General features: G+C 72.0%; 21 protein-coding genes. 7 read left to right on the top strand and 14 right to left on the bottom strand.

Features of this window, described 5'->3' with window-relative positions:
- Positions 1-241 precede the first annotated feature (241 nt).
- From JYK18_RS35965 to JYK18_RS35955, 3 genes are read right to left on the bottom strand one after another with little or no spacing between them, the layout of a single operon-like run.
- Positions 242-1,339: a hypothetical protein gene (locus tag JYK18_RS35965; RefSeq protein ID WP_206807863.1), complete on the bottom strand. Its 1,098-nt coding sequence runs from the start codon at positions 1,337-1,339 to the stop codon at positions 242-244.
- Positions 1,332-2,456: a sensor histidine kinase gene (locus JYK18_RS35960; RefSeq protein ID WP_206807862.1), complete on the bottom strand. Its 1,125-nt coding sequence runs from the start codon at positions 2,454-2,456 to the stop codon at positions 1,332-1,334. The genes JYK18_RS35965 and JYK18_RS35960 overlap by 8 nt, the downstream gene beginning before the upstream one ends.
- 51 nt (positions 2,457-2,507) lie before the next feature.
- Positions 2,508-3,158, bottom strand: coding sequence for a TetR/AcrR family transcriptional regulator (locus tag JYK18_RS35955; protein ID WP_206807861.1), 651 nt, complete (start codon positions 3,156-3,158; stop codon positions 2,508-2,510).
- Between the two features lie 45 nt (positions 3,159-3,203).
- Here JYK18_RS35955 and JYK18_RS35950 point away from each other — a divergent pair, with 45 nt between their 5' ends.
- Positions 3,204-4,184 (top strand): saccharopine dehydrogenase family protein, encoded by a 981-nt coding sequence (locus JYK18_RS35950; protein WP_206807860.1) that lies wholly within the window; start codon positions 3,204-3,206, stop codon positions 4,182-4,184.
- Positions 4,185-4,385: 201 nt separating this feature from the next.
- Positions 4,386-5,588 (top strand): sorbosone dehydrogenase family protein, encoded by a 1,203-nt coding sequence (locus JYK18_RS35945; RefSeq protein WP_206807859.1) that lies wholly within the window; start codon positions 4,386-4,388, stop codon positions 5,586-5,588.
- Here the strand turns inward: JYK18_RS35945 and JYK18_RS35940 are convergent.
- The gene (locus tag JYK18_RS35940) at positions 5,581-6,573 is read right to left on the bottom strand and encodes a MerR family transcriptional regulator (protein ID WP_206807858.1); all 993 of its coding nucleotides are present in this window, start codon (positions 6,571-6,573) and stop codon (positions 5,581-5,583) included. The genes JYK18_RS35945 and JYK18_RS35940 overlap by 8 nt on opposite strands.
- Positions 6,567-7,229, bottom strand: coding sequence for a HEAT repeat domain-containing protein (locus JYK18_RS35935; RefSeq protein WP_206807857.1), 663 nt, complete (start codon positions 7,227-7,229; stop codon positions 6,567-6,569). Before JYK18_RS35935 ends, JYK18_RS35940 begins: the two co-directional genes overlap by 7 nt.
- 220 nt (positions 7,230-7,449) lie before the next feature.
- On the opposite strand from JYK18_RS35935, the gene JYK18_RS35930 reads away from it, so the two are divergent.
- Positions 7,450-7,896 (top strand): pyridoxamine 5'-phosphate oxidase family protein, encoded by a 447-nt coding sequence (locus tag JYK18_RS35930; RefSeq protein ID WP_206807856.1) that lies wholly within the window; start codon positions 7,450-7,452, stop codon positions 7,894-7,896.
- Between the two features lie 3 nt (positions 7,897-7,899).
- On the opposite strand, the gene JYK18_RS35925 is transcribed toward JYK18_RS35930, so the two are convergent.
- The 3 genes from JYK18_RS35925 to JYK18_RS35915 form a co-directional block, all read right to left on the bottom strand.
- Positions 7,900-8,466: an EF-hand domain-containing protein gene (locus JYK18_RS35925; RefSeq protein ID WP_206807855.1), complete on the bottom strand. Its 567-nt coding sequence runs from the start codon at positions 8,464-8,466 to the stop codon at positions 7,900-7,902.
- A gap of 203 nt (positions 8,467-8,669) precedes the next feature.
- A complete protein-coding gene (locus tag JYK18_RS35920) occupies positions 8,670-9,536 on the bottom strand; it encodes a hypothetical protein (RefSeq protein ID WP_206807854.1) in 867 nt (288 codons plus the stop codon).
- 56 nt (positions 9,537-9,592) lie between these two features.
- Positions 9,593-9,922 carry a helix-turn-helix transcriptional regulator gene (locus JYK18_RS35915; RefSeq protein WP_242583812.1) on the bottom strand — a complete coding sequence of 110 codons (330 nt, stop codon included), beginning with the start codon at positions 9,920-9,922 and terminating at the stop codon, positions 9,593-9,595.
- 82 nt (positions 9,923-10,004) lie between these two features.
- Here JYK18_RS35915 and JYK18_RS35910 point away from each other — a divergent pair, with 82 nt between their 5' ends.
- Positions 10,005-10,664 (top strand): haloacid dehalogenase type II, encoded by a 660-nt coding sequence (locus JYK18_RS35910; protein ID WP_206808322.1) that lies wholly within the window; start codon positions 10,005-10,007, stop codon positions 10,662-10,664.
- On the opposite strand, the gene JYK18_RS35905 is transcribed toward JYK18_RS35910, so the two are convergent.
- Complete coding sequence (locus JYK18_RS35905) at positions 10,651-11,298, bottom strand: helix-turn-helix domain-containing protein (protein WP_206807852.1); 648 nt, start codon at positions 11,296-11,298, stop codon at positions 10,651-10,653. The two genes, JYK18_RS35910 and JYK18_RS35905, sit on opposite strands and share 14 nt — an antisense overlap.
- 66 nt (positions 11,299-11,364) lie before the next feature.
- Here JYK18_RS35905 and JYK18_RS35900 point away from each other — a divergent pair, with 66 nt between their 5' ends.
- Entirely contained in the window at positions 11,365-12,240 is an 876-nt protein-coding gene (locus JYK18_RS35900) for a hypothetical protein (RefSeq protein ID WP_206807851.1), read from the top strand.
- 35 nt (positions 12,241-12,275) lie between these two features.
- Here the strand turns inward: JYK18_RS35900 and JYK18_RS35895 are convergent, their stop codons facing one another.
- The 5 genes from JYK18_RS35895 to JYK18_RS35875 are packed head-to-tail and all read right to left on the bottom strand — an operon-like array spanning position 12,276 to position 17,480.
- Positions 12,276-13,439 (bottom strand): S9 family peptidase, encoded by a 1,164-nt coding sequence (locus JYK18_RS35895; RefSeq protein WP_206807850.1) that lies wholly within the window; start codon positions 13,437-13,439, stop codon positions 12,276-12,278.
- Between the two features lie 3 nt (positions 13,440-13,442).
- Positions 13,443-14,411: a fumarylacetoacetate hydrolase family protein gene (locus tag JYK18_RS35890; protein WP_206807849.1), complete on the bottom strand. Its 969-nt coding sequence runs from the start codon at positions 14,409-14,411 to the stop codon at positions 13,443-13,445.
- Positions 14,412-14,416: 5 nt separating this feature from the next.
- The gene (locus JYK18_RS35885; RefSeq protein ID WP_206807848.1) at positions 14,417-15,355 is read right to left on the bottom strand and encodes a VOC family protein; all 939 of its coding nucleotides are present in this window, start codon (positions 15,353-15,355) and stop codon (positions 14,417-14,419) included.
- 17 nt (positions 15,356-15,372) lie between these two features.
- Positions 15,373-16,494, bottom strand: a complete 1,122-nt coding sequence (locus tag JYK18_RS35880) for an FAD-dependent oxidoreductase (RefSeq protein WP_206807847.1) — start codon at positions 16,492-16,494, stop codon at positions 15,373-15,375.
- A gap of 20 nt (positions 16,495-16,514) precedes the next feature.
- Positions 16,515-17,480 carry a cyclase family protein gene (locus tag JYK18_RS35875; protein ID WP_307796199.1) on the bottom strand — a complete coding sequence of 322 codons (966 nt, stop codon included), beginning with the start codon at positions 17,478-17,480 and terminating at the stop codon, positions 16,515-16,517.
- A gap of 107 nt (positions 17,481-17,587) precedes the next feature.
- Here JYK18_RS35875 and JYK18_RS35870 point away from each other — a divergent pair, with 107 nt between their 5' ends.
- Positions 17,588-18,508, top strand: coding sequence for a LysR family transcriptional regulator (locus tag JYK18_RS35870; RefSeq protein ID WP_206807846.1), 921 nt, complete (start codon positions 17,588-17,590; stop codon positions 18,506-18,508).
- A gap of 3 nt (positions 18,509-18,511) precedes the next feature.
- Positions 18,512-19,264: an IclR family transcriptional regulator gene (locus JYK18_RS35865; protein ID WP_206807845.1), complete on the top strand. Its 753-nt coding sequence runs from the start codon at positions 18,512-18,514 to the stop codon at positions 19,262-19,264.
- Positions 19,265-19,286: the final 22 nt, after the last annotated feature.

Here is a 19,286-nt window from a genome sequence, read left to right as displayed (position 1 = left end):
TCCGACTCCGCAGTTAACTCTGCGTGAAAGCCAGGATATGCCCGGCGGATCGGCGACTTTGCCCGCTGACCACTGCCAGCTCCATGATCAACAAACCGGAAACCGGGTAAATCTCAGGTAAAATGACCAGATCGTGAGACGGTCCGCCGCGCACATAACACGATCGGGTGAAACGGTCGCTCTCATCTTGGGGCGGCCGCGAATGCTACCGCAAAAAACGAATCGGGCAAAGGTTCTGTCCTTAGTGGTCACGGGATTCGGCCGGTGGCCGGTAGTGGGCTTCCACCCAGTACCGGCCGCCGGATTCGCGCCGGGTGACGGTGACCTCGGCCGGGGCGCGGACGGACTCGGGCGGCGGGGCGTCGGTGACCACGCTGACCGTCACGGATCCGGCCGCGCCCAGCAGGGTCACCCTGGCCTCCCCGACGGTGGTGGCGAGGCACGCCATCACCGGCTCGGTCAGCGCCCGGCGGATCGCCACCGGCAGTTCGGGCCGCTCACCCCAGGTGCCGAGGAACACCCGGACCCCCTTGCGCTCGGCCACGTCCGCGCAGGCACGCAGTTCGTGCAGCAGCGGGTCTTCGACGTCGTCGTTCTCGGCGAACAGCCGCCGCATCCGGGCGGCTTCGACCGCGTAGGCCACCCGGTCGGCCACCGGCGCGCCCGCCGCCAGCCCGGCCAGCAGCGGGACCGTGGTGGTGGTGAGGTTCGCCAGGCGCAGCCGCCGATCGCGGTGTAGTTGTTCCGCCACCGCCTCGGCGGTGCGCACCCGGTCCTCCTGCGCGGCGGTCGCCGCGGCCTCCTGTGCCATCCGGCGCACCGCGGCGGTCGCCGCCGCGACGGTGAGCTGGCAACCCAGCACCAGCACGGTGATCATCGCCAGGTCCACCAGTGTCGCGCGGTCGCCCCCGCCGGTGAGCACGAGCTGGCCGAAGCTGAACACCTGGTGCGCGGCGAGGGCGGCGAGCACCGAGACCAGGCTGCGGTCGGCCAGCAGCAACAGGCACAACCAGCCGATCGTGCCGTTGGACCACTCCGTCGCCGTGCCCACGTATTCCGTTGGCACGGCGAAGACCGCGGCCGCCGAGGCGCCGAACACCGCGGCGAGCGCGGGCCACCGCCACCACCTCAGCGGGCGATCGCCCCACAGCCGGACCCCGGCGAACCCGGTGACGAGCACGAGCACCGCGAACGCCGTCACCTCGGCCGCGAAGGAGTGGTAGGCGTCCGCGTTCGCCAGCAGTAGCGGCAGGTCGAGCGCGAAGAGGAAGACCAGGGTGATCAGCAGGGTGGCCAGCCGGAGCACGCGGAACAACCGGGCCACCGTGGCTTCAGCCATGCGCCCGCCACTCCAGCTGGACGCGGGTGCCCCGGCCGGGCGCCGCGACCACCGCGGCGGACCCGCCCGCCCGCGCCATGCGGTCCACAATGGACTCCGACAGGCCGCGGCGGTGCGGGTGAACCGCCGCCGGGTCGAAGCCCCGGCCGGTGTCGGCGACTTCGAGGCGGACGACGTCGTCCGTGTGGGACAGCGAGATTCGTGCGGTGGTCACCCCGGCGTGGCGGGCGACGTTCTCCAGTGCTTCACCCGCCGACCGGCACAGGGCGATCGCCGGGACGGCGGGCACCGGGACCGGGCCGGGGGAGTCGAAGTCCACGCTGACCCGGCTCTGCCGGGCCAGTTCGCCGACGAGCTCGGTCAGGTCGAGGCGGCCGTCCGGGACGTCGAGCCGACCGGAGAGCACACGCAGGTCCCTGGCGGCGCGGTCGGCCAGCCACGGCTCGCGGCCGGTGACCATGCCGGTGCCGATGGCCAGCATGGTGGCCGCCACGGTGTCGTGCATGGCGGCCAGGTGCTCCCGTTCGTCGGCCCGCCGGGCCGCGGCGATCTCGGTGGCGCGGCGGGTGCTGGCAGCTCCCGCCGAGGCGAGGTCCACCGCGCGCCCCGCCCGCACCACCAGTACGCGCAGCCCACGGGACAACGCGGCTTCGGCCAGGATCCACAGGCACAACGGGAGCAGGTCGGGCCAGCGTGCCGGGTCCGCGATGGCCGTGCCGGTCAGGTAGGCGGCGACCAGCACGACGGTGAGCACCGCGCCCGGCACCGGGGCGCACAACCACTGGTGGCACACCACGGTGATCGACACCGCGACGACCACCCAGCTGGTGCTGTCGTGGGCCAGGACCGCCGGGTCGATCCACCGCGCGCCGAGGCAGACCGCGGCGATGACGGCGGTGTCGGCGGCCAGCACCCGTGTCGCGCGCGGCCAGTAGAACGCGCTCCACACCGCGAGCACGGCGACCACCGGCGCGGATCGTTCGAAGGGGGCGACGAACACCGTCAGCGAGGCGGCCAGCAGCAGCACCACGGTCCGCACGAGCACCGCGTACCGCCGCCCGGTGCGTTCGATCTCGCGCTCGGCCGGGCCGCCCGACGTGGGTCGATCGACCGGCACCTCGCCTCCACCACCGTCGCTAGTGTGGGGAAGTTTAGCCAACTCGGGGTTTCACCCGTCGGTGTCCGCCAAGAGGAGGCCGGCGAGGGCACCCGCGGCCCAGTCCCGCCACTGCTCGTGTGGCCAGCCGCGTGCGCCGACCAGCAGGTTGTAGGTCTCCGGCGAGAGCAGCGCGAGCGCGACGTCGGCGGCGGTCTCGGCGGTCAGGCCGCCGCGCAAGGTGGTCTTGCGGGCCAGCGCGCCGGTGAAGGCGCGCTGGACGGTGAGCCGCTGCTGGATGTTGGTGGTCCAGACCTCGGCGAGGTCGGGGTCGGTGGCGGCGGCGCTGCGCACGACGTCCAGCAGCGGCGCGGCGCGCAGGTAGATCTCCCCGGCACCGGCGACCTGACGGCGCAGCTGGCCGAGCGGGTCGGGGTCGGCGAGCGCGTCGCGCACCCACGGCCGGTCGAGGGTGGGCACGGGTTCGTCGTCACCGGCGATGGCCAGGTCCAGCGCGGTGGTGAGGATGGCTCGTTTGGTGCCGAAGGAGTAGTAGACGGTCGGCTCGCTCACCCCGGCCTTCGCCGCGATCGTGGTGACGCTCGTGGTGGTGTAGCCCGCCGTGGTGAACAGCTCGGTGGCCGCGCCGACGATGCGGGCGCGGGTGGCCCTGGCCCGTGCCGACCGTCCGTCTTCCTTCACCGGTGGTGTTTTCTCGCTCACGAGATCACTATAGCGCCACTATGGAAACATTCTTATAGTGACACTATGAAAACTGTCCTCATCGTGGGTGGCTACGGTGCGGTCGGCCGCGAGGCCGCGCACGCGCTCACCAGCCGTCCCGGTACGAAAGTCGTGGTCGCCGGGCGGAATCCGGCTGCGGCCCAGCCCGTTCCCGGCACCACGGCGATGCGGGTCGACGCCACCGATCCCGCCGGTCTCGCCCGGGCGCTGGACGGCGTCGACGCGGTGCTCATGTGCGCGGAGACCGGCAATGTCGACGTCGCCAGGGCGTGTGTCGAGCGCGGTATCCACTACCTGGACGTGACGGCTTCGCATTCGGTGCTCGCCGAGTTGGCGCGGCTCGACGGCGCGGCCAGGGCACACGGCGCCACGGTCGTGCTCAGTGTCGGGCTGGTTCCCGGCGTGTCGAATCTGCTGGCACGCGTGTGTTCCGAACGCGCGCCGTCGGAGGATCTGGTGATCGGCGCGCTGCTGGGTTCGGGGGAGGTGCACGGGCCCGCGGCGCTCGCCTGGACGTTCGACGGGCTGGGGCAGCTGGCGGGTTCGTGGCCCCTGAGGTTTCCCGCCCCGTACGGCGAGCGCGTGGTGCACCGCTTCCCGTTCTCCGACCAGTACACGCTGCCCGAGACCCTCGGAGTCGGCGTTCGTACCGGGCTGTGCCTGGATTCCCGCCTGGTCACCCGGCTGATGTCGCTCGCGGGACGCCCGGCCGTCGCGCGGCTGCTGCGCCGCCCGCGGATTCGGCGCCTGCTGCTCTCCGCGCTCGGTGCGGTGCACGTCGGCGGGGATGGTTTCGCCGTGGTGGTGCGCGCCGGCGCGGTCCAGGCGTCATTCGCGGGACGGCGGCAAAGCCGCGCCACGGGTCACATGGCGGCGTTGCTCATCCGCGAACTGCCCGAGCTGCCGTCCGGGGCGCACCACGTCGAGCAACTCGTGGATCCAGTCCGCTTCCTGGACGACCTCGCGGCCGGTGGCTTCGACCTCGACCTCGGCGAACCGGCATGACGGCTGTGGGCTCACGAACCGCGGCAGATGGCCGTACCGGACGCACCCGCCCCCGTGCCTGCTCGCGGACTGGGGTGGCGGCCGCCTCCACCCGCCCCTTGACAACTGTCCACAAGCGACTGTTGGACCTCGCCAGGGAGTCACGATAGGATTGGGAGCGCTCCCAGATCGCGTCCCCCACCCTGCTCGAGGAGCTCAACCATGTCGCGACGGCGTTGTCGCCCGGTCACCCTGCTGGCCGGCCTGTTCGTGCTGGCCCTGTCCGCGTTGCTGCTGCCCCCGCTCGCCGCGGGCGGCGCACCCCCGCCACCCCCGGTCCCGCTCACCGAGCTGACCGTGAAAACCGAACAGGTCGCCTTCGGCCTGAAAAGACCGATCGCGATCACCGGCCTCCCCGACGGCCGGATGCTGATCGCCGAGAAGAACGGCACCGTCCGCGCCTACCACCCCGACACCGGCCTGGCGCCCGAACCGGTGCTCGACCTGACCGCCCGCATCGACCCGTCGGACAACGAACGCGGCCTGCTCGGCATCACCCCCGCGCCGGACTTCGCCTGGACCGGGATGCTCTACGTCGCCTACACGAGCCTGCCCGCGGGCGAGCTGACCCTGGCCCGCCTCCCGCTCCACGCCCCCGACAAGCTGCAGGTCCTGCTCACCCAGGAACACGCCGAATACGGCAACCACAACGGCGGCCAGGTGGCGTTCGGCCGCGACGGCTACCTCTACTGGTCCCTCGGCGACGGCGGCCACGCCTTCGACCCGTTCAAGGCCGGGCAGAACCTCGGCACCCTGCTCGGCAAGATCGTCCGGATCGACGTCAAGCGCGCCTGCGGGGCCAAGCCCTACTGCGTTCCCGGCAGCAACCCGTTCGTCGGCGTCCCGGGCGCCCGCCCCGAGATCTGGCTCTACGGCCTGCGCAACCCGTGGCGGTTCTCCGTCGACCCGGTCGACGGCTCGCTGTGGATCGGGGACGTCGGGCAGGGCCTGGTCGAGGAGATCAACCACATCCGCCCGTGGCAGGGCGGGGCCAACCTCGGCTGGTCCTGCCGGGAGGGCACCCCGGTGTTCGACCCGGAGCAGTGCACCCCGGGCGGGAAGTACACCGACCCCGTCTTCGAATACGACCACTACAACGACAACTGCTCGGTGACCGGCGGCGTGGTGTACCGCGGGTCCAAGACCCCGGAGGCACGGGGCACCTACGTCGCGAGCGACTACTGCTCGACCCGGGTGTTCGCCGTGCGGCCCCAGGGCGGCGGCTACGAGAACGCCGTCATCGGCAACTTCCCGACCCAGCCCACCGCGATCGGCACCGACGTGCACGGTGAGCTGTACGTGCTCAGCGACCTCCCCGGCTGGCTGAACAAGGTCCGGTTCGAGCGGGTGCCACCGGCTAGCTGAGCTTCCGCACCAGCGCCGAGGCGATGAGGGCCACCGGCCGGTCGTCGTCGTGGGCCAGGCGCCGCAGCACGGGGAGTGCGGCGGCGCCTGGCATCTCGCCGAGTGCCTGGGTCAGCCGCCGCCGTGCCGCCGGGTCCGCGGCGGGCGCGCCGAGCCGGTCGACCAGCGCGTCCAGGATGCGGTCCGTCCAGTCCGCGTCTCGCGCCAGCGTTCCGAGCAGTTCGGCCGCTTCGACGTCGTTCGGTCCTTCGGCCACGGTGGTGAGGAGCGTGGGCACGGCCTCGGTCACGCCGCGCGCGCCGAGTGCGAGCGCGGCCTGCCTGCGGATCGCCGGATCGCTGTCACCGAGCGCGTCCGTGAGTGCCGCGGTGGCCTCCTCGCCGGGCAGCTCGGCGATCGCCAGCACCGTGCGCCGCCGGATGTCGACGTCCTCGGAAGCCATGCCGGAGGCCAGGCTCGCCACGCCGTCGGCACCGGTCCGCGCCAGAGCCCACCGCAGGGCCCCGGCGACGTTCGGATCGGCTTCGGTGAGAACCGCTTCGGCCAGCAACTCGGCGGGCACCGGCTCGGCCGGGGCCAGGACCGCCTGCTGCCGCCGCGCGGCGTGCGGTGAACCCAACCCGTGCAGGAGTTCGATGATGCGCGCGACGTCCTCCCAGCCGGTGGGCGCGGCCGCGTCGACCGCGTGCAGGCGGTCGAGCAGCTCGCGCTCCCGGGTCAGCCGCTCCTCGGTCTTCCGGATGAGGTCACCGACCAGCGCGGCCGGGCTGAACCCCGGATCGTCGAGCGTGCGGGCGATCTGACGCAGCGACAACCCCAGTGACCGCAGGCCCTCCACGTGCAGGATCCGCCGGACGTCCTCGGGGGTGTACTCGCGGTAGCCACCGACGGTGCGGCCGGTCGGCCGCACCAGCCCGAGGGTGTCGTAGTGCCGGAGCATCCGGGCACTCACCCCCGAGCGGCGCGCCACCTCACCGATCAGCACGCGGCGGCCTCCGCCCGGTCGGGGCCGAGCGCGTTGACCCGTTTCGCCGCGTCGACGGCGAGGTCGAAACCGGCGTCCGGGTCGCGCAGGAGCCGCTCGGTGGCGCCGGCGTGCGCACGCACCACCGGGTCCTGATGGGACATCGCCGTGCGCAGGACGGGCTCGACCACCTCACCGAGTGCGACCAGGGCCCGGCTCAGGCTCAGCCGCACCTCCCGGTCACCGCGGCCGAGTTGCGTGGCCAGCTCCGCCGCCAGCGCTGCCTTCTCCCCGTCGGGCACGAGAACGACGGCGGCACGCCAGGCGCTGCGCGCGACCTCGTCGTCCGGGTCGCGCAGCAGCGACGGCGTGATCTCCGGCCAGGCACCGGCGTCCCCGATCTTGGACAGGGTGTGCAGTGCCTGGCTGCGGGCCTGCCCGCCGCCGGACCGGAGCTCCGCGCGCAGGCGGGGGACCGTGAGCTCCGGCGGCAGGCGGGTCAGCGCCCACGTGAGCATGTCGCGCACGAAGAAGTCGGGCTCGACCGCGCACCGTGCCACGAGCGGGTCGAGGAAACCGGGCTCGGGACGCGTGCCGATCGCCAGCGCCGCCTTCAGCCGCGTCGACGAGTTCCCCGCGGCCAGCGCTTCGAGCAGCCGCGTGTGTGGCGAGTTCATGGGACCACCTCCGAGGGAGAGTCAAGACCTTGTCACAGTGACAAGGTCAAGCCCGCGCGAGTGCGTGCCCCGTCACGCGATGCGGCGATCCCCTTGACCCGAACGGATGCACTGCCGGTGTGCCGGTCCGCCGCGGGCGGCTTCGCGGCCCGCCACCGTGGTTGGCTCCCCGCCGATCGACGCCGGAAGACCGGCCGTCGCCGGAACAGGAGGAGCTGACATGACCACCATCGAGCAGCACGCGACCGAACGGGAAGCGGCCGTGGCGGAAGTACTGGCCGCGCACGCGTCGATGACCCTGGCCACCGCGGGGACCGACGGTCCCTGGGCGGGCGGGGTGTACTTCGCCGAACTGGACCCGTTCACCCTCGTTCTCGTGCTGGAGCGGAGCGGGCGCACGCTGGCCGCGATCCGGCAGAACCCGGCGGTGGCCGTGGTGCTGAGAGACGCTTCGCCGATGCGGCCGTTCCTCCAGGGGAAGGCCACCGCGCAGATCGTCGAGGGCGACGACGAGCGCGAGGTCCGGGAGCGGCTGCTGGCCAAGGTGCCCGAGTGCGAACCGTTCCTGCAGGCTCCGGTCGCCGCCGTGCGGCTGGCGGTCACGGGCTGGCGCATCACCGACTTCGCGCGGAACTGGTTCCCCGGCAAGGACGTGTCCCCTCGCTGACGGTCAGCCCCCGGCGAGGAATCGCGGCTTCCCCATCCACCAGTTGCCGGGGGCGTCCGGGTCGGCGCTGGTCCAGTACTCGACGACCGCCCGGGTGAACTCCTCGCCGGACAGGTGCCCGTCGCCGTCGGTGTCGAGGTGGGTGAACGCCTCGGCGAGGTCGGCGTCGGTCAGGTGGGGGAAGTGGCCGCGCTGGAACGCGGCGAACTCCGCCGGGCCGACGCCGCCGTCGGCGTCCGTGTCGGCGATGGCGAGGAACGCCTGTGCCAGCGCCCCGACGGTCGCCGACGCGGCGGCGGGGTCGTCGGCGAGGCCGCGGGTCGAGGTGACGAACTGCTCCTTGGCGATCGACGTGCCGCCGTCCGGGATGTGCGGCAGGTGCAGGTCCCGCCAGATCGTCAGGTAGGCGTCGATGATCTTCTGCTCGGCGGGCGAACCGGGCTCGTGCCCGAGCGAGGCGGCCGCGCGCCGGCCGTAGAGCACGTGGTCGTGCTCGGTGAGCAGGCCGTCGCCGTCGACGTCCAGGTGGTCGAAACCGTGGCTGATCTTGGCGGTCACCAGGTCCGTCATGACGTCTCCCCGGGGTCGGTTCCAGCGGTCCACGGCCCACCTTGCCGAGAACCCGGGCGCGGGGGTGCCGCTGAACGCGTGACCGCAGTACCACCACCGGGTGATGCCGCGACAGTGTCCATAGTGGACACAGTGGCGAAGGTCAGGAAGTCATGATCACCACGCTAGGCCGGGCCCACTGACACCTCCGGTCAGTGACCGCGTCACGCGGGGGCCAGGCTCACCACGGCCTTCCCCTCACCGACGGCCACGGCTTTCAGTTCGAGCCCGTTCATGACCGTGGCGCGGCCGGTGTCCAGCGGCGAGGTCAGCGAACCGCCGCCGCTCTTGGCGCCCAGTTGCAGGACGCCGTCGGAGATGGCGCGCACCCGGATGAGGTCGAAGCCGAACCGTTTCGGCGCGGGCACCACGTCCCCGGCGGTGACCAGCACCTCGCACCGGCCGTCCGAGCAGGCGGACAGGTTTTCGCCGTCCTTCGCCGCGGGCAGTTCGACGGGCGCGGTGGACGGCTTGCCCTCGTCTTGCACCGGACGGCAGCTTTCGGCTCGCTCGTACGCCTGCGCGACGGTGCCGTCCGCGGCCACCAACGCGGTGAGGTCGAGTCCCTGTGGCTTCACCGTCTTGAGCGCCTCGGTGGTCTCGGTGACGTACCCGCGCAACACTTCTTCACCGGCGGTGTACTGGCGCGAGTACTCGTCGACCTTGTCGCTCAACGGTTTCGCCGCCGTGGTGTAGGCGTCGACCAGTTCCTTGCCACGCGGGAACGCCTCCGGGGCGAGCGAGGTGGCCTGGTATTCCATGTTGCTCAGCGAGGTGCTGACCGTGCTCAGGTAGGAGCTGAGGTCCATCGCGGTGAACTCGTCGTGCAGGTCCTCCGGCGGTTCCGGGGGCAGCAGGAACACCTTCGCCGCCTGGCAGAAGCGGTTCAGCCAGTCCACCTGTTCCGAGGTGGGCGGCGGCGGGGGCGGGGGCGGTGCGGCCGGTGGTGCCGCGGGTTCGGCGGGCGCGCCGCAGGCGGCAAGACCGCACAGGATCAGGGAAGCGGCACCGAGCCGCAGGTCGTTCCGCATGGTGCCGGTCTACGCGCGGGCGGTCCACCGGCCGTACATTCCCGGTACACGGCCGGTCAGCCTGGGGATCGGCGTGTTTCCTCGGCGCGGGAGAGGGCGGTCAGCGTGGTGAGCAGCCCGGGGAACCGCCGCTCGAAGGCGGTTCGGCGCAGGCGGACGAAGGTGCCGTTGCCCGCGTCGCGCTGGGTGATGAGGCCGGCTTCGCGCAGGGCCCGCCAGTGGTGGGTCTTCGTCGACTTGGTCACCGGCATGGGGAACGAGGAGCACGCGCGCTCGCCGTCGGCCGGGTCGGCGGCGAGTTCGGTGATCACCGCGCGGCGCAGCGGATCGGCCAGCGTGCGGAGCACCTGCCCGAGCTCGACCTCGTCGATCGGCGGTACGGCCATCTCCACCAGAGCCTCCTCGACAAGGGTACGACGACTATCGTACCTTGCTGGTACGACATTCATCGTACCTATGGAGGCTTCCGTGCTGTGCGTGTTCGACGTCAACGAGACGCTGCTCGACCTGGCCGCGCTCGACGAGTTCTTCGACGGTGTCACCGGCGACCCGGCGGCTCGCCGGGACTGGTTCGACCTGATGATCCACAACGCGCTGACGCTCACCGCCGCCGGTGGTTACCGCCCGTTCGGCCAGATCGCCGCCGCGTGCCTGCCGCCGATCGCCGCGGCCCGTGGTCGCACGGCCACGCCCGAGCACCAGCGCGAACTCGGGGAACGCCTGCGCACCCTCCCGGCCCACCCCGAGGTGGGCGACGCGATCACCCGCCTGCGTGCCGCCGGCTTCGGGGTGGTCGCCTTGACGAACTCCGTGTCCGAGGTGGCCGAGGCGCAACTGCGCAACGCCGGCCTGCGCCCGCTGTTCGACGCCGTCTACTCCGCCGATGAGGCCGGGCGGCTCAAGCCGGCCCCGGAGCCCTACCGGCTGGTGCTGCGGACCGAGCAGGTCGCCCCGGCCGACGCCGTCCTGATCGCCGCCCACGGCTGGGACATCACCGGAGCCGCGGCCGCCGGTCTCGGCACGGCGTTTGTGTCGCGGGACCAGCGCTTCCCGCTGCCCGCCGCCGACGCGCCCGGTCTGACCGCGGTGGACATCGACGACGTCGCCACCCAGCTCATCGGCCGGTGAGCTGGGGGTCGCGCGCGGCGAAGACGGCTCGTACGACGGCCTCGTCGCCCTCGATCTCGACGAGGGCGCGCGCGTCGTCCAGGGCTAGCGCGCCCGCGGCGAGGCCGAGCACGATCGCGGCGTCGGCGCGTACGACGGCGTCGAGGTCGCGCCCGTCCCGCGGGCTCACCTCGATGCCCGAACGCGTCGCCCGGAGCTGGAACAGCTGGCCGTCCACCTCGATCCCCACCGTCGACGACCGGCGTGTGCCCGGCTTGCCGGTCAGCAGGGCCCGGAGGGCGACGACGAGCCAGCCCGCCTGGAAGCGGTCACCGCCGGGCCCGCTGACCATGAGCGGGGTGGACCAGCGGACGAGGCCCTCGATCGGCTCCCGCAGTCCGGCGCCCCACGGCGTGAGCGCGTAGACGACGGCGTTGCCCTCCTCGGCCAGGCGTCGTTCGACCACCCCGGCGGCTTCGAGGTCGCGGAGCCGGTCGGCGAGCAGGTTGGTGGCCATGCCGGGGAGCCCGTCGTGCAGTTCGCGGTAGCGGGCGGGCGCGATGAGGAGCTGACGCACGATGAGCAGGTTCCACCGGTCGCCCACCACGTCGAGGGCGCGGGCGAGCCCGCAGTACTGGCCGTAGCTTCGACTCATACCGTCCACTTTACAATCTCAAGCGAACCTGACAATGTCATGCCCCGCAGCCGAGAGGAGGACGCAGTGCACCTGACTCCGGTCCGGACGGCGTTGCGGGAGGTCGTGCCCGGCCTCGTCGCACTCGTGCGGAACCTGGGAGAGGCCGACCCGGTTTCGGTCGGCACGTGGACGACGAGCGAGGTCGCGGCCCACCTGTCCCACGTCTTCCGCTTCGACATCGACGCCATCGCCGGGAATCCGGTGCCGGACGCCACGGTGACTGCGGCGGGCATGGCCGAGGTCAACGCCAAACTCCTGGCCGACGACGGGGAACGGGACCCGGCCGCACTCGCGGATCGCCTGAGCGCGCTCGCCACCGAGTTCGACGATGTCGCGTCGCGAGCGGGCACCGCTGAGTTCGACGATGTCGCGTCGCGAGCGGGCACCGCTGAGTTCGACGACGTCGCGTCGCCCTCGCGAGCGGACACCGTCGAGTGGCTGCAAGGTCTGCGCCTGCCGTCGTCGGTGGTCGCCGCGCACCTGCTCGAGGAATGCCTCATCCACGGCCACGACCTCGCCAGTGCCACCGGCCGCCCGTGGCCGATCCGGCGGGACCACGCGCTGCTCGCCGTCGAAGGCGGGGTGCTCCCGCTGATCACGGCCCTGCCGCCCACCGCGTTCGTGGACCAGGAAAAGGCCGGGTCCTTCCGCGCCCGCTTCGACGTGCGCCTGCGCGGCGGCGGCCGCACCACCATGGTCTTCGACCGCGGTTCGCTCACGCTCGACGAGAACTACTCCGGTGCCGTCGACGCCTGCCTTTCCGCCGATCCCGCCGCGCTCATGCTGGTGTTCATCGGACGGCAGAGCATCGGGAAACCGTTGCTCGCCGGGAAACTCGCCGCCTGGGGGCCACGGCCGTGGAAGCTCGCCCGCCTGCTCACCGCGATCAGCCCGCCGTAGCGGTCACCGAACTGACGGCGCAGGGACGGCCACGTTCACCTTGAGCTGGACGACCCGGCGAGCGCGTGGAAGGTGTCCGCAACCCAGTCGGTGATGAAGTCGCGGACGTACGGGAAGTGGTCCAGGCCGATGTGCTCGGTGCCGCCCTCCTCGGCGGTGAAGATCCGCAGTTCGCGAGCCGGGCTGTGGACGGCCTGGTCGTAGGAGCGGTGCGCGTACTCCAGCGGGATCTGGCGGTCGCCTTCGCCGTGGCAGATGAGGAAGGGGACGGTGATCTTCTCGACGACGCCGTCGAGGTGGACGCCGTCGGCGTAGTCGAGGAAGGCGTCGAGGTCGTCGAACCCCCAGACCCACCGGACGTGTTCCCAGTAGTGCGGCACGGGGCGTTCGCCCTCACGCTCGACGCGGCGGCGCTGCACCGCGCCCCAGTTGTGGTTCGCGCCCCACGCGACCACGAGCGCGAGGCGCTTCTCGAACGCGGCGGCACGCGGCGCGTAATAGCCACCCAGCGACCATCCGGCCAAACCGATCCGGGCGGGGTCGACGTCGTCGCGGGTCTCCAGGTAGTCCACGCAGGCGGCGGCCCAGCCCTCGGTCTCGATGCGCGCGGTCAAACCACCGAGCCGCAGGGCCTCACCGCTGCCCGGGGTGTCGACCATGAGGGTGGAGATCCCGCGCGCGGCGAGTTCCTCGCCCACCCCCGAGGCGTAGATGTGCTCCTTGGTGGAGTCCAGGCCGTTCCACATGATCAGCACCGGCCCGGCGGCCGGGCTCCGGGTGAAGTACGCGGGCAAACTCGTGCCCTCGAAAGGGATCGCGACCCGGGTGGTGTGCGGATCGCCGTTGTCGAAGGACTTCTGCTGCAGTTCGAGCACCCGGCGATAGGTGGCGAGGCGGTCCGGGTGCGAGGCGCTCTGCAAACGCTCGGCCTGGCAGAGGTAGTTGGTCGCGCGCTGGTACAACTTCCCGGCCGTACGGTGGTGCCCGGCCCGCTCGGCTTCTTCGGCCCGCGCGGCGAGCTGGTCGGTCAGCGCGGTCCAGGCCCGCAGGAAGTCCGGGGTGCCCGCGTCCTCACCACGCGCGGCGATCTCGCGGATGGGACGGCACGCGCGGTCCACCTCGTCGATGAGCCCGCCGCTGTTGAGGGTCGCGACCACGCCCAGGTTCCAGACGTAGTTGCCGGGGAAGTACTCGAACACGGATCATCCTTTCCTGACGCGCACGCGGGAGCGGGCGCGGGCTGGGCGGACCGGGGGCAGTTCGGGACCGGCGACGACGGTGTTGCGGAGGGTGCCGATCCCTTCGACGGTCATCTCCACGACGTCGCCGGGCCGCAGCGGTGGCGGGTCCTGCGCCCCGCGTCTGCCCCAGAGTTCGGCGAGGCAGCCGCCGTTGCCGCAGGTGCCGGAACCGAGCACGTCCCCGGCGCGGACCCGGGTGCCGCGGCTGGCGTAGGCGAGGAGTTCCTCGAACGGCCAGCCCATGTTGGACAGCAGGTCCTGGCCCACGAGTTCGCCGTTGACGAGGACGCGCAGATCGAGGGCGAGGAAGCCGTCGTCGTCGCGGAAGGGCTCCAACTCGTCGGCCGTGACCAGCCACGGGCCGAGCGTCGTGGCGGAGTCCTTGCCCTTGGCCGGACCGAGCTGGACCTTCATCTCGCGCCGCTGGAGGTCACGGGCGGACCAGTCGTTGAAGATCGTGTACCCGAAGAGGGCGTCTCGGGCCTGCTCCGGCGTCAGCGAGGAACCGTCGCGGCCCACCACCGCGGCGACCTCCAGTTCGAAGTCGAACAACCGCGAACCCGGCGGGATCGGGACGTCGTCGTGGGCGCCGATCAGCGCGTGCGGGCTGGTGAAGTAGAACGTCGGCGCCTCGTACCACTCCGGCACGACATCGCCGCCGTCACCGACGCTGGCGACGACCCCCTCGACGTGTTCCTCGAAGGCGACGAAGTCCCGCACGGACGGCGGATCCAACGGCGGCAGCAGCCGGACCTCGGCCAGTGGTACCGCTTGTCCATTGAGGACGGCTCTACCCGCGTCGAGGGCGGCGGGAAGCCCGGCACGGACGAGGTCGAGCACGGTGGTGCGCGCGGGAAGCGGGTGGATCCCGTCGTCGGTCGCGACGCCCGCGCCGGTGGTGCCGTGGTGTTCGTAGGTGGCGAACCGCATGGCGATCACACCGGCGGGGGCACGAAGAGGCCCCGGTCGGGATCGTTGAACGACCGGGAGGCGACGAACTCGTTCATCGCGTTCGCCGTGCCCCACTGGTCGGACACCTCGGGCCGGGTGAAGTCGTGCAGGTTCGGGTGCCAGGTGTCCTCGTCGACCAGTTCGAGTTCGGTGGTGTATTCGAGGGTGTTCCCGTGCGGGTCGAGGAAGTAGCTGAAGGTGTTGTTCCCCGCCAGGTGCCTGCCGGGACCCCAGATCTTCTCCACCCCGGCGCGCAGCAGCCTGCCGGTGCCGCGCAGGTACTCGTCCAGGCCGCGCAGTTCGAACGACACGTGGTGCAGCGACGGGTGCGGGCAGCGGGCGATGGCCAGGCTGTGGTGCCAGGCGTTGATCCGCAGGAAGTACATCATCTCGCCCCGGTGCGGGTGCATCAGCGTGTCCGACAGCCGGAACCCGAGGTGCCGCTCGTAGAACGCGCGCGTCTGCTCGGGCTCGGCGGAGTTGACCACCACGTGGGACAGGCGCACCGGGATCGATTCGCCCGCCTCGATCCTGCGGTGGTCGCGGGTGGCCACGTCCGCGCTGATCTCGATCGTGCGGCCCTCGTTGTCGAAGAACCGGAAGCCGTAACCACCACCCGGCGTCGCCAGCGTGCCGGGTTCGCTGACCAGCCGCACGCCGCCGGTCGCCAGCCGTCCGGCCAGTGTGTCCACATCGGACGGCGTGGCGGCGCCGAAGGCGATCAGGTCGATGCGCTTGTCCTCGGCCTGGCGCAGCCGGACCACGTACTGCTCGGGCGAGCCCTCGGCGGCCAGGAAGGACAGCCCGCCGTCGGTGTGCTCGGTCTGCAGGCCCCAGGTGCCGGTGTAGAACTCGAGCTGCTTGCGGTGGTCGGGCACGGCCAGGTCGACGTGCCGCAGATGGGTGATCAACCGATCGGTCATCAGCTTGCCCTTCGTGATCAGGCGGGGTGGGAGACCAGTGCGGCGACGCGGCCCATGAGGCCGGGTACGTCACCCTGCTCACGGTCGAGCAGCCACTGGCCGAGCTGGTTGGAGGCTTCGACGACGGTTCTGGCCCGGTCGAAGCGGCGGGCGGTGAACGCGCTCAGCAGTTCCTCGGTGACGGAGCCGGTGTCGAGCAGGAGCTCGGCGAGGACGGCGGCATCCTCCAGTGCCTGGGCGCCGCCCTGGGCGAGGGTGGGCGGGCACGAGTGCGCGGCGTCGCCGATGAGCACAACGCGGCCGCGGTGCCACGGCGGTGGCAGCACGTGCGTCTCGAACCGCGTGTAGTTCACCCGGTCCGGGTCGAGGAGCGTCTCGCGGATTTCGTCCCACGGCCCGTGGTAACCCGACGCCAGCTCCCGCATCACCGCCAGCCGCTGCGCGGGAGTGAGCCCACCGCGGTCCCGCGCGTCCTCCACGAGGTAGGCGTAGAGCGAATCCTCCCCGGTGGGGCAGTAACCGGCGATGTGACACGGGCCGCCGTAGACCAGGTCGGTACGGGTGACCGAAGCCGGTCGCGGCCCGAACGCACGCCAGATACCCATGCCGGTGGGCCGGGGTTCCACCTCGATGCCGACCAGGCGGCGGGTCGCCGAGCGGATGCCGTCCGCCCCGACGACCAGGTCGTACCGGCTCGTCCCACCGTCCGAAAAGGACACGTCCGCGCCGGTGCCGTCCTGGTGCAGCCCGGTCGCGGCCACGCCGTACCGGATCTTCGCGCCCGCCTCCCGCGCGCGGGAGGTGAGGATCCGTGCCAGTGCGGGCCGCGGCATGCCGAGCGTGGCGGGCAGGCCGGGGCCGCCGGTGCGCGCGTCCGGGATCTCCGCCAGCAGGGTGCCGTCCGGTGCGCGCAGGCCCAGGTCGTCGAAGGCGAAGCCCTCGGCCCGCACCCGGTCCCACACGCCGAGGTCGCGCAGCACCCGCAAGGCGTTGCCCTGCAGAGTGATGCCGGAGCCGAGGGCGGTCACCCCGGGATCGACCTCCACCAGGTCCACCGCCACGCCACGCGACGCGAGCAGGATGGCGGTGGCGGTACCGGCCAGGCCGGTACCGGTCACCAGCACGCTGTCGAGGGGCACGGGGCCTCCGTTGTGGACGTTCACTTGATCGCGAGGGGGTTGACCGGGCTGCCGACCGCGCCGGTGACCGGCAGCGGGGCGGCGACGAGGAAGAACTCCCACACCCCGTCCGCCACGCAGTCCGCGGCCAGCGCGTCGAGGTCCCACATCTCGCCGACGAACAGCCCGAGGTGCGGGATGACGACCTGGTGCAGCGGCTGGAACGCGTGCTCGAACTCGTTGGGCCGCACCTCGAACCCCCAGGTGTCGGTGGCGATCCCGGCGATTTCGGTGCGGTGCAGCCAGTCCGCGGTGGTGAACGACAGGCCCGGCGAGGCACCACCCGCGTAGTCGCCCCAGCCTTCGCGGCGGGCCCGCGCCAACCGTCCGGTTCGGACACACACCAGGTCGCCGCGGCCCACGCGGGCGGATTCGCCCTGCGCGGCGATGGTGCGTTCCAGGTGTTCCTCGGTGATGGCGAACCCGTCCGGCAACTCACCGTCGTCGCCGACCGCGCGTCCCACATCCAGCAGCACGCCACGACCGGCGATCACCGCGGCGGCCGTCTCGATGCCGGTCACCTGGTCGCCCTCGCTGGTGACGACCTCGCCCGCGCGGCGGCCGTTGTAGGCCAGGCCGTGATCGAAGATGTGCCCGAGCCCGTCCCACTGCGTCGAAGCCTGCAACGGCATGAAGACGACGTCGTCGGCACCGCCGAGCCCGTGCGGGAAGCCCTGGGTGCCGCGCTCGGCGTCGGTTCCGGTGTCCAGCATCGTGTGCACCGGGTTCGTCCGGCGCCGCCAGCCCTTCTGCGGGCCGTTCATGTCGAACGACTGCGCCAGCGAGAAACTGCTACCGCGGCGCACCAGCGCGGCGCCCTCGCGCCGGTTGGCTTCATCGAGGAAGTTCAGCGTGCCGAGCACGTCGTCGGCACCCCAGCGGCCCCAGTTCGAACAGCGCTTCGCCGCGGCGGCGATGGCTCCCTCGGGATCGGTCCGGTCCAGCACGGTCGTACCTCCTTGAGCGACACCACCAGGTTCGAGCACCGCGGCGGTATCAGGGAAGACGAATTCGGTGATAGGCGATATCAGTCCGGTGGATGTAGCCTCGCCGGGTGAAACTCGCCCGCCTCGACCTCAACCTGCTCGTGGCGCTCGACGCGTTGCTGGCGCAGCGCAGCGTCAGCCGGGCCGCCGAGCAGATGGGCCTGAGCCAGCCCGCGGTGTCGGCCCACCTGGCCAAGTTGCGCCGCTACTTCGGCGACGAGCTGCTGGTCCGGGTCGGCAACTCCTACCGGCTGACCCCGCTCGCCGCCCAGCTCAAGGAACGCGTGCGCGTGGCGATCACCGGCGTGGAACGGGTTTTCGCCGCCGAACCCGACTTCACGCCCGCCACGTCGGCACGCGAGTTCTCCATGGTGATCAGTGACTACGGCGTGGCCGTGCTCGCCCCGGCCATCGTCGAACTGCTCGCCGCGGAAGCGCCGGGCGCGCGGCTGAAGTTCATCGCCAGCGTGCCCGAGGTGGTAGACGCGGGTGCGCAGGTGCTGACGAACATCGACCTTTTGCTGCTCCCGCACGGGTTCGTCACCGACCTGCCGCACCAGGACCTCTACCTCGACGACTGGGTCTGCCTGGTCTCGGCGGACAACGAGGAGGTCGGCGCCGAGCTGACCGTCCGGCAGCTGGAGACGTTGCCGTGGGTGGTCACCTACCACGGCCCGACCGCGTCGACCCCGGCCGCGCGGCAGATGCGCATGCTCGGCATCGAACCCCGCGTGCAGGTCGTCACCGAGACCTTTCTCGGCGTTCCCGCCCTCGTCAGCGGTTCGAACCGGGTGGCGCTGCTGCAACGTCGGCTCGCCGCGCGGATTCCCGCCGAACTCGGCGTGCGGGCGCTGCCTTGCCCGTTCGAGGCCGGGCCGCTGGTGGAAGCGCTGTGGTGGCATCCCATGTACGACAACGATCCCGAACACCGGTACTTCCGGGACCTGGTGGTCCGGGCGGCCGCGGCACTCACCGCGGCCGACGGCTGACCCATGGGGGACGGAGCCGGCGAATCGCTGGTGTCACGGGTGACGCGGATCGTCGAGGCGTTCGCGCCGGAGGAGCGGGCGCTCGGCGTCTCGGAGATCGCGCGGCGGACGGGGTTGCCCGTGCCGACGGTCTCCCGGCTGGTCGAGCAGCTGGTGCGGTCAGGCTGGCTGGAACGGCAGGAGGATCGCCGGGTCCGCGTGGGCGTCCGCCTGTGGGAGGTCGCGTCGCGGGCGGCGCCGACACTGGGGTTGCGGCAGGCGGCGATGCCGTTCATGGAGGACGTGCACGGTGTCGTCGGCCACCACGTCCAGCTGGGTTTGCGCGAGGGCAGGGAAGTTCTTTTCGTGGAGCGGTTGTCCGCGCCGGGAGCCGTGGTGAACGTGACGCGGGTGGCCGGGCGGCTGCCGCTGCACGCCTCGTCGGCCGGGTTGGTGCTGCTGGCTTTCTCCCCGGCCGAGGTCCAGGACGAGGTGCTCGGCGGACGGCTGCGGCCCTACACCGAACACACGATCACCGAACCCCGGCGGCTGCGGCGCGTGCTGGCCGAGATCCGGCGCACGGGCGCGGTCGTCTGCCCCGGGCACATCCACCCCGACGCGACCGGCGTGGCGGTCCCGGTGCGCGACGCCGACGGGGTGGTGGACGCCGCGCTCGGCGTGGTGGTGCCGAACGACGGCGCGGCGCGCCGGGCCGTGCCCGCGTTGTCGACCGCCGCGCTGGGCATCCAGCGGATCCGGGCCGCGCTTTCTCGCTGAGCGAGAATCGGGTGGTGGCCGC

This window comes from Amycolatopsis sp. 195334CR (assembly GCF_017309385.1).
Lineage (GTDB): Bacteria > Actinomycetota > Actinomycetes > Mycobacteriales > Pseudonocardiaceae > Amycolatopsis.
This window is presented reverse-complemented; position numbering and strand designations above follow the sequence as displayed.

Excerpts from the sequence above, each read along its gene's own strand:
- JYK18_RS35925 (WP_206807855.1), bottom strand. The coding sequence starts at position 8,466 with ATGACGGACCTGGTGACCGCCAAGATCAGCCACGGTTTCGACCACCTG.
- JYK18_RS35865 (WP_206807845.1), top strand. The coding sequence starts at position 18,512 with ATGGGGGACGGAGCCGGCGAATCGCTGGTGTCACGGGTGACGCGGATC.
- JYK18_RS35905 (WP_206807852.1), bottom strand. The coding sequence starts at position 11,298 with ATGAGTCGAAGCTACGGCCAGTACTGCGGGCTCGCCCGCGCCCTCGAC.
- JYK18_RS35945 (WP_206807859.1), top strand. The coding sequence starts at position 4,386 with ATGTCGCGACGGCGTTGTCGCCCGGTCACCCTGCTGGCCGGCCTGTTC.
- JYK18_RS35920 (WP_206807854.1), bottom strand. The coding sequence starts at position 9,536 with ATGCGGAACGACCTGCGGCTCGGTGCCGCTTCCCTGATCCTGTGCGGT.
- JYK18_RS35915 (WP_242583812.1), bottom strand. The coding sequence starts at position 9,922 with ATGGCCGTACCGCCGATCGACGAGGTCGAGCTCGGGCAGGTGCTCCGC.
- JYK18_RS35965 (WP_206807863.1), bottom strand. The coding sequence starts at position 1,339 with ATGGCTGAAGCCACGGTGGCCCGGTTGTTCCGCGTGCTCCGGCTGGCC.
- JYK18_RS35890 (WP_206807849.1), bottom strand. The coding sequence starts at position 14,411 with ATGCGGTTCGCCACCTACGAACACCACGGCACCACCGGCGCGGGCGTC.
- JYK18_RS35930 (WP_206807856.1), top strand. The coding sequence starts at position 7,450 with ATGACCACCATCGAGCAGCACGCGACCGAACGGGAAGCGGCCGTGGCG.
- JYK18_RS35885 (WP_206807848.1), bottom strand. The coding sequence starts at position 15,355 with ATGACCGATCGGTTGATCACCCATCTGCGGCACGTCGACCTGGCCGTG.
- JYK18_RS35950 (WP_206807860.1), top strand. The coding sequence starts at position 3,204 with ATGAAAACTGTCCTCATCGTGGGTGGCTACGGTGCGGTCGGCCGCGAG.
- JYK18_RS35935 (WP_206807857.1), bottom strand. The coding sequence starts at position 7,229 with ATGAACTCGCCACACACGCGGCTGCTCGAAGCGCTGGCCGCGGGGAAC.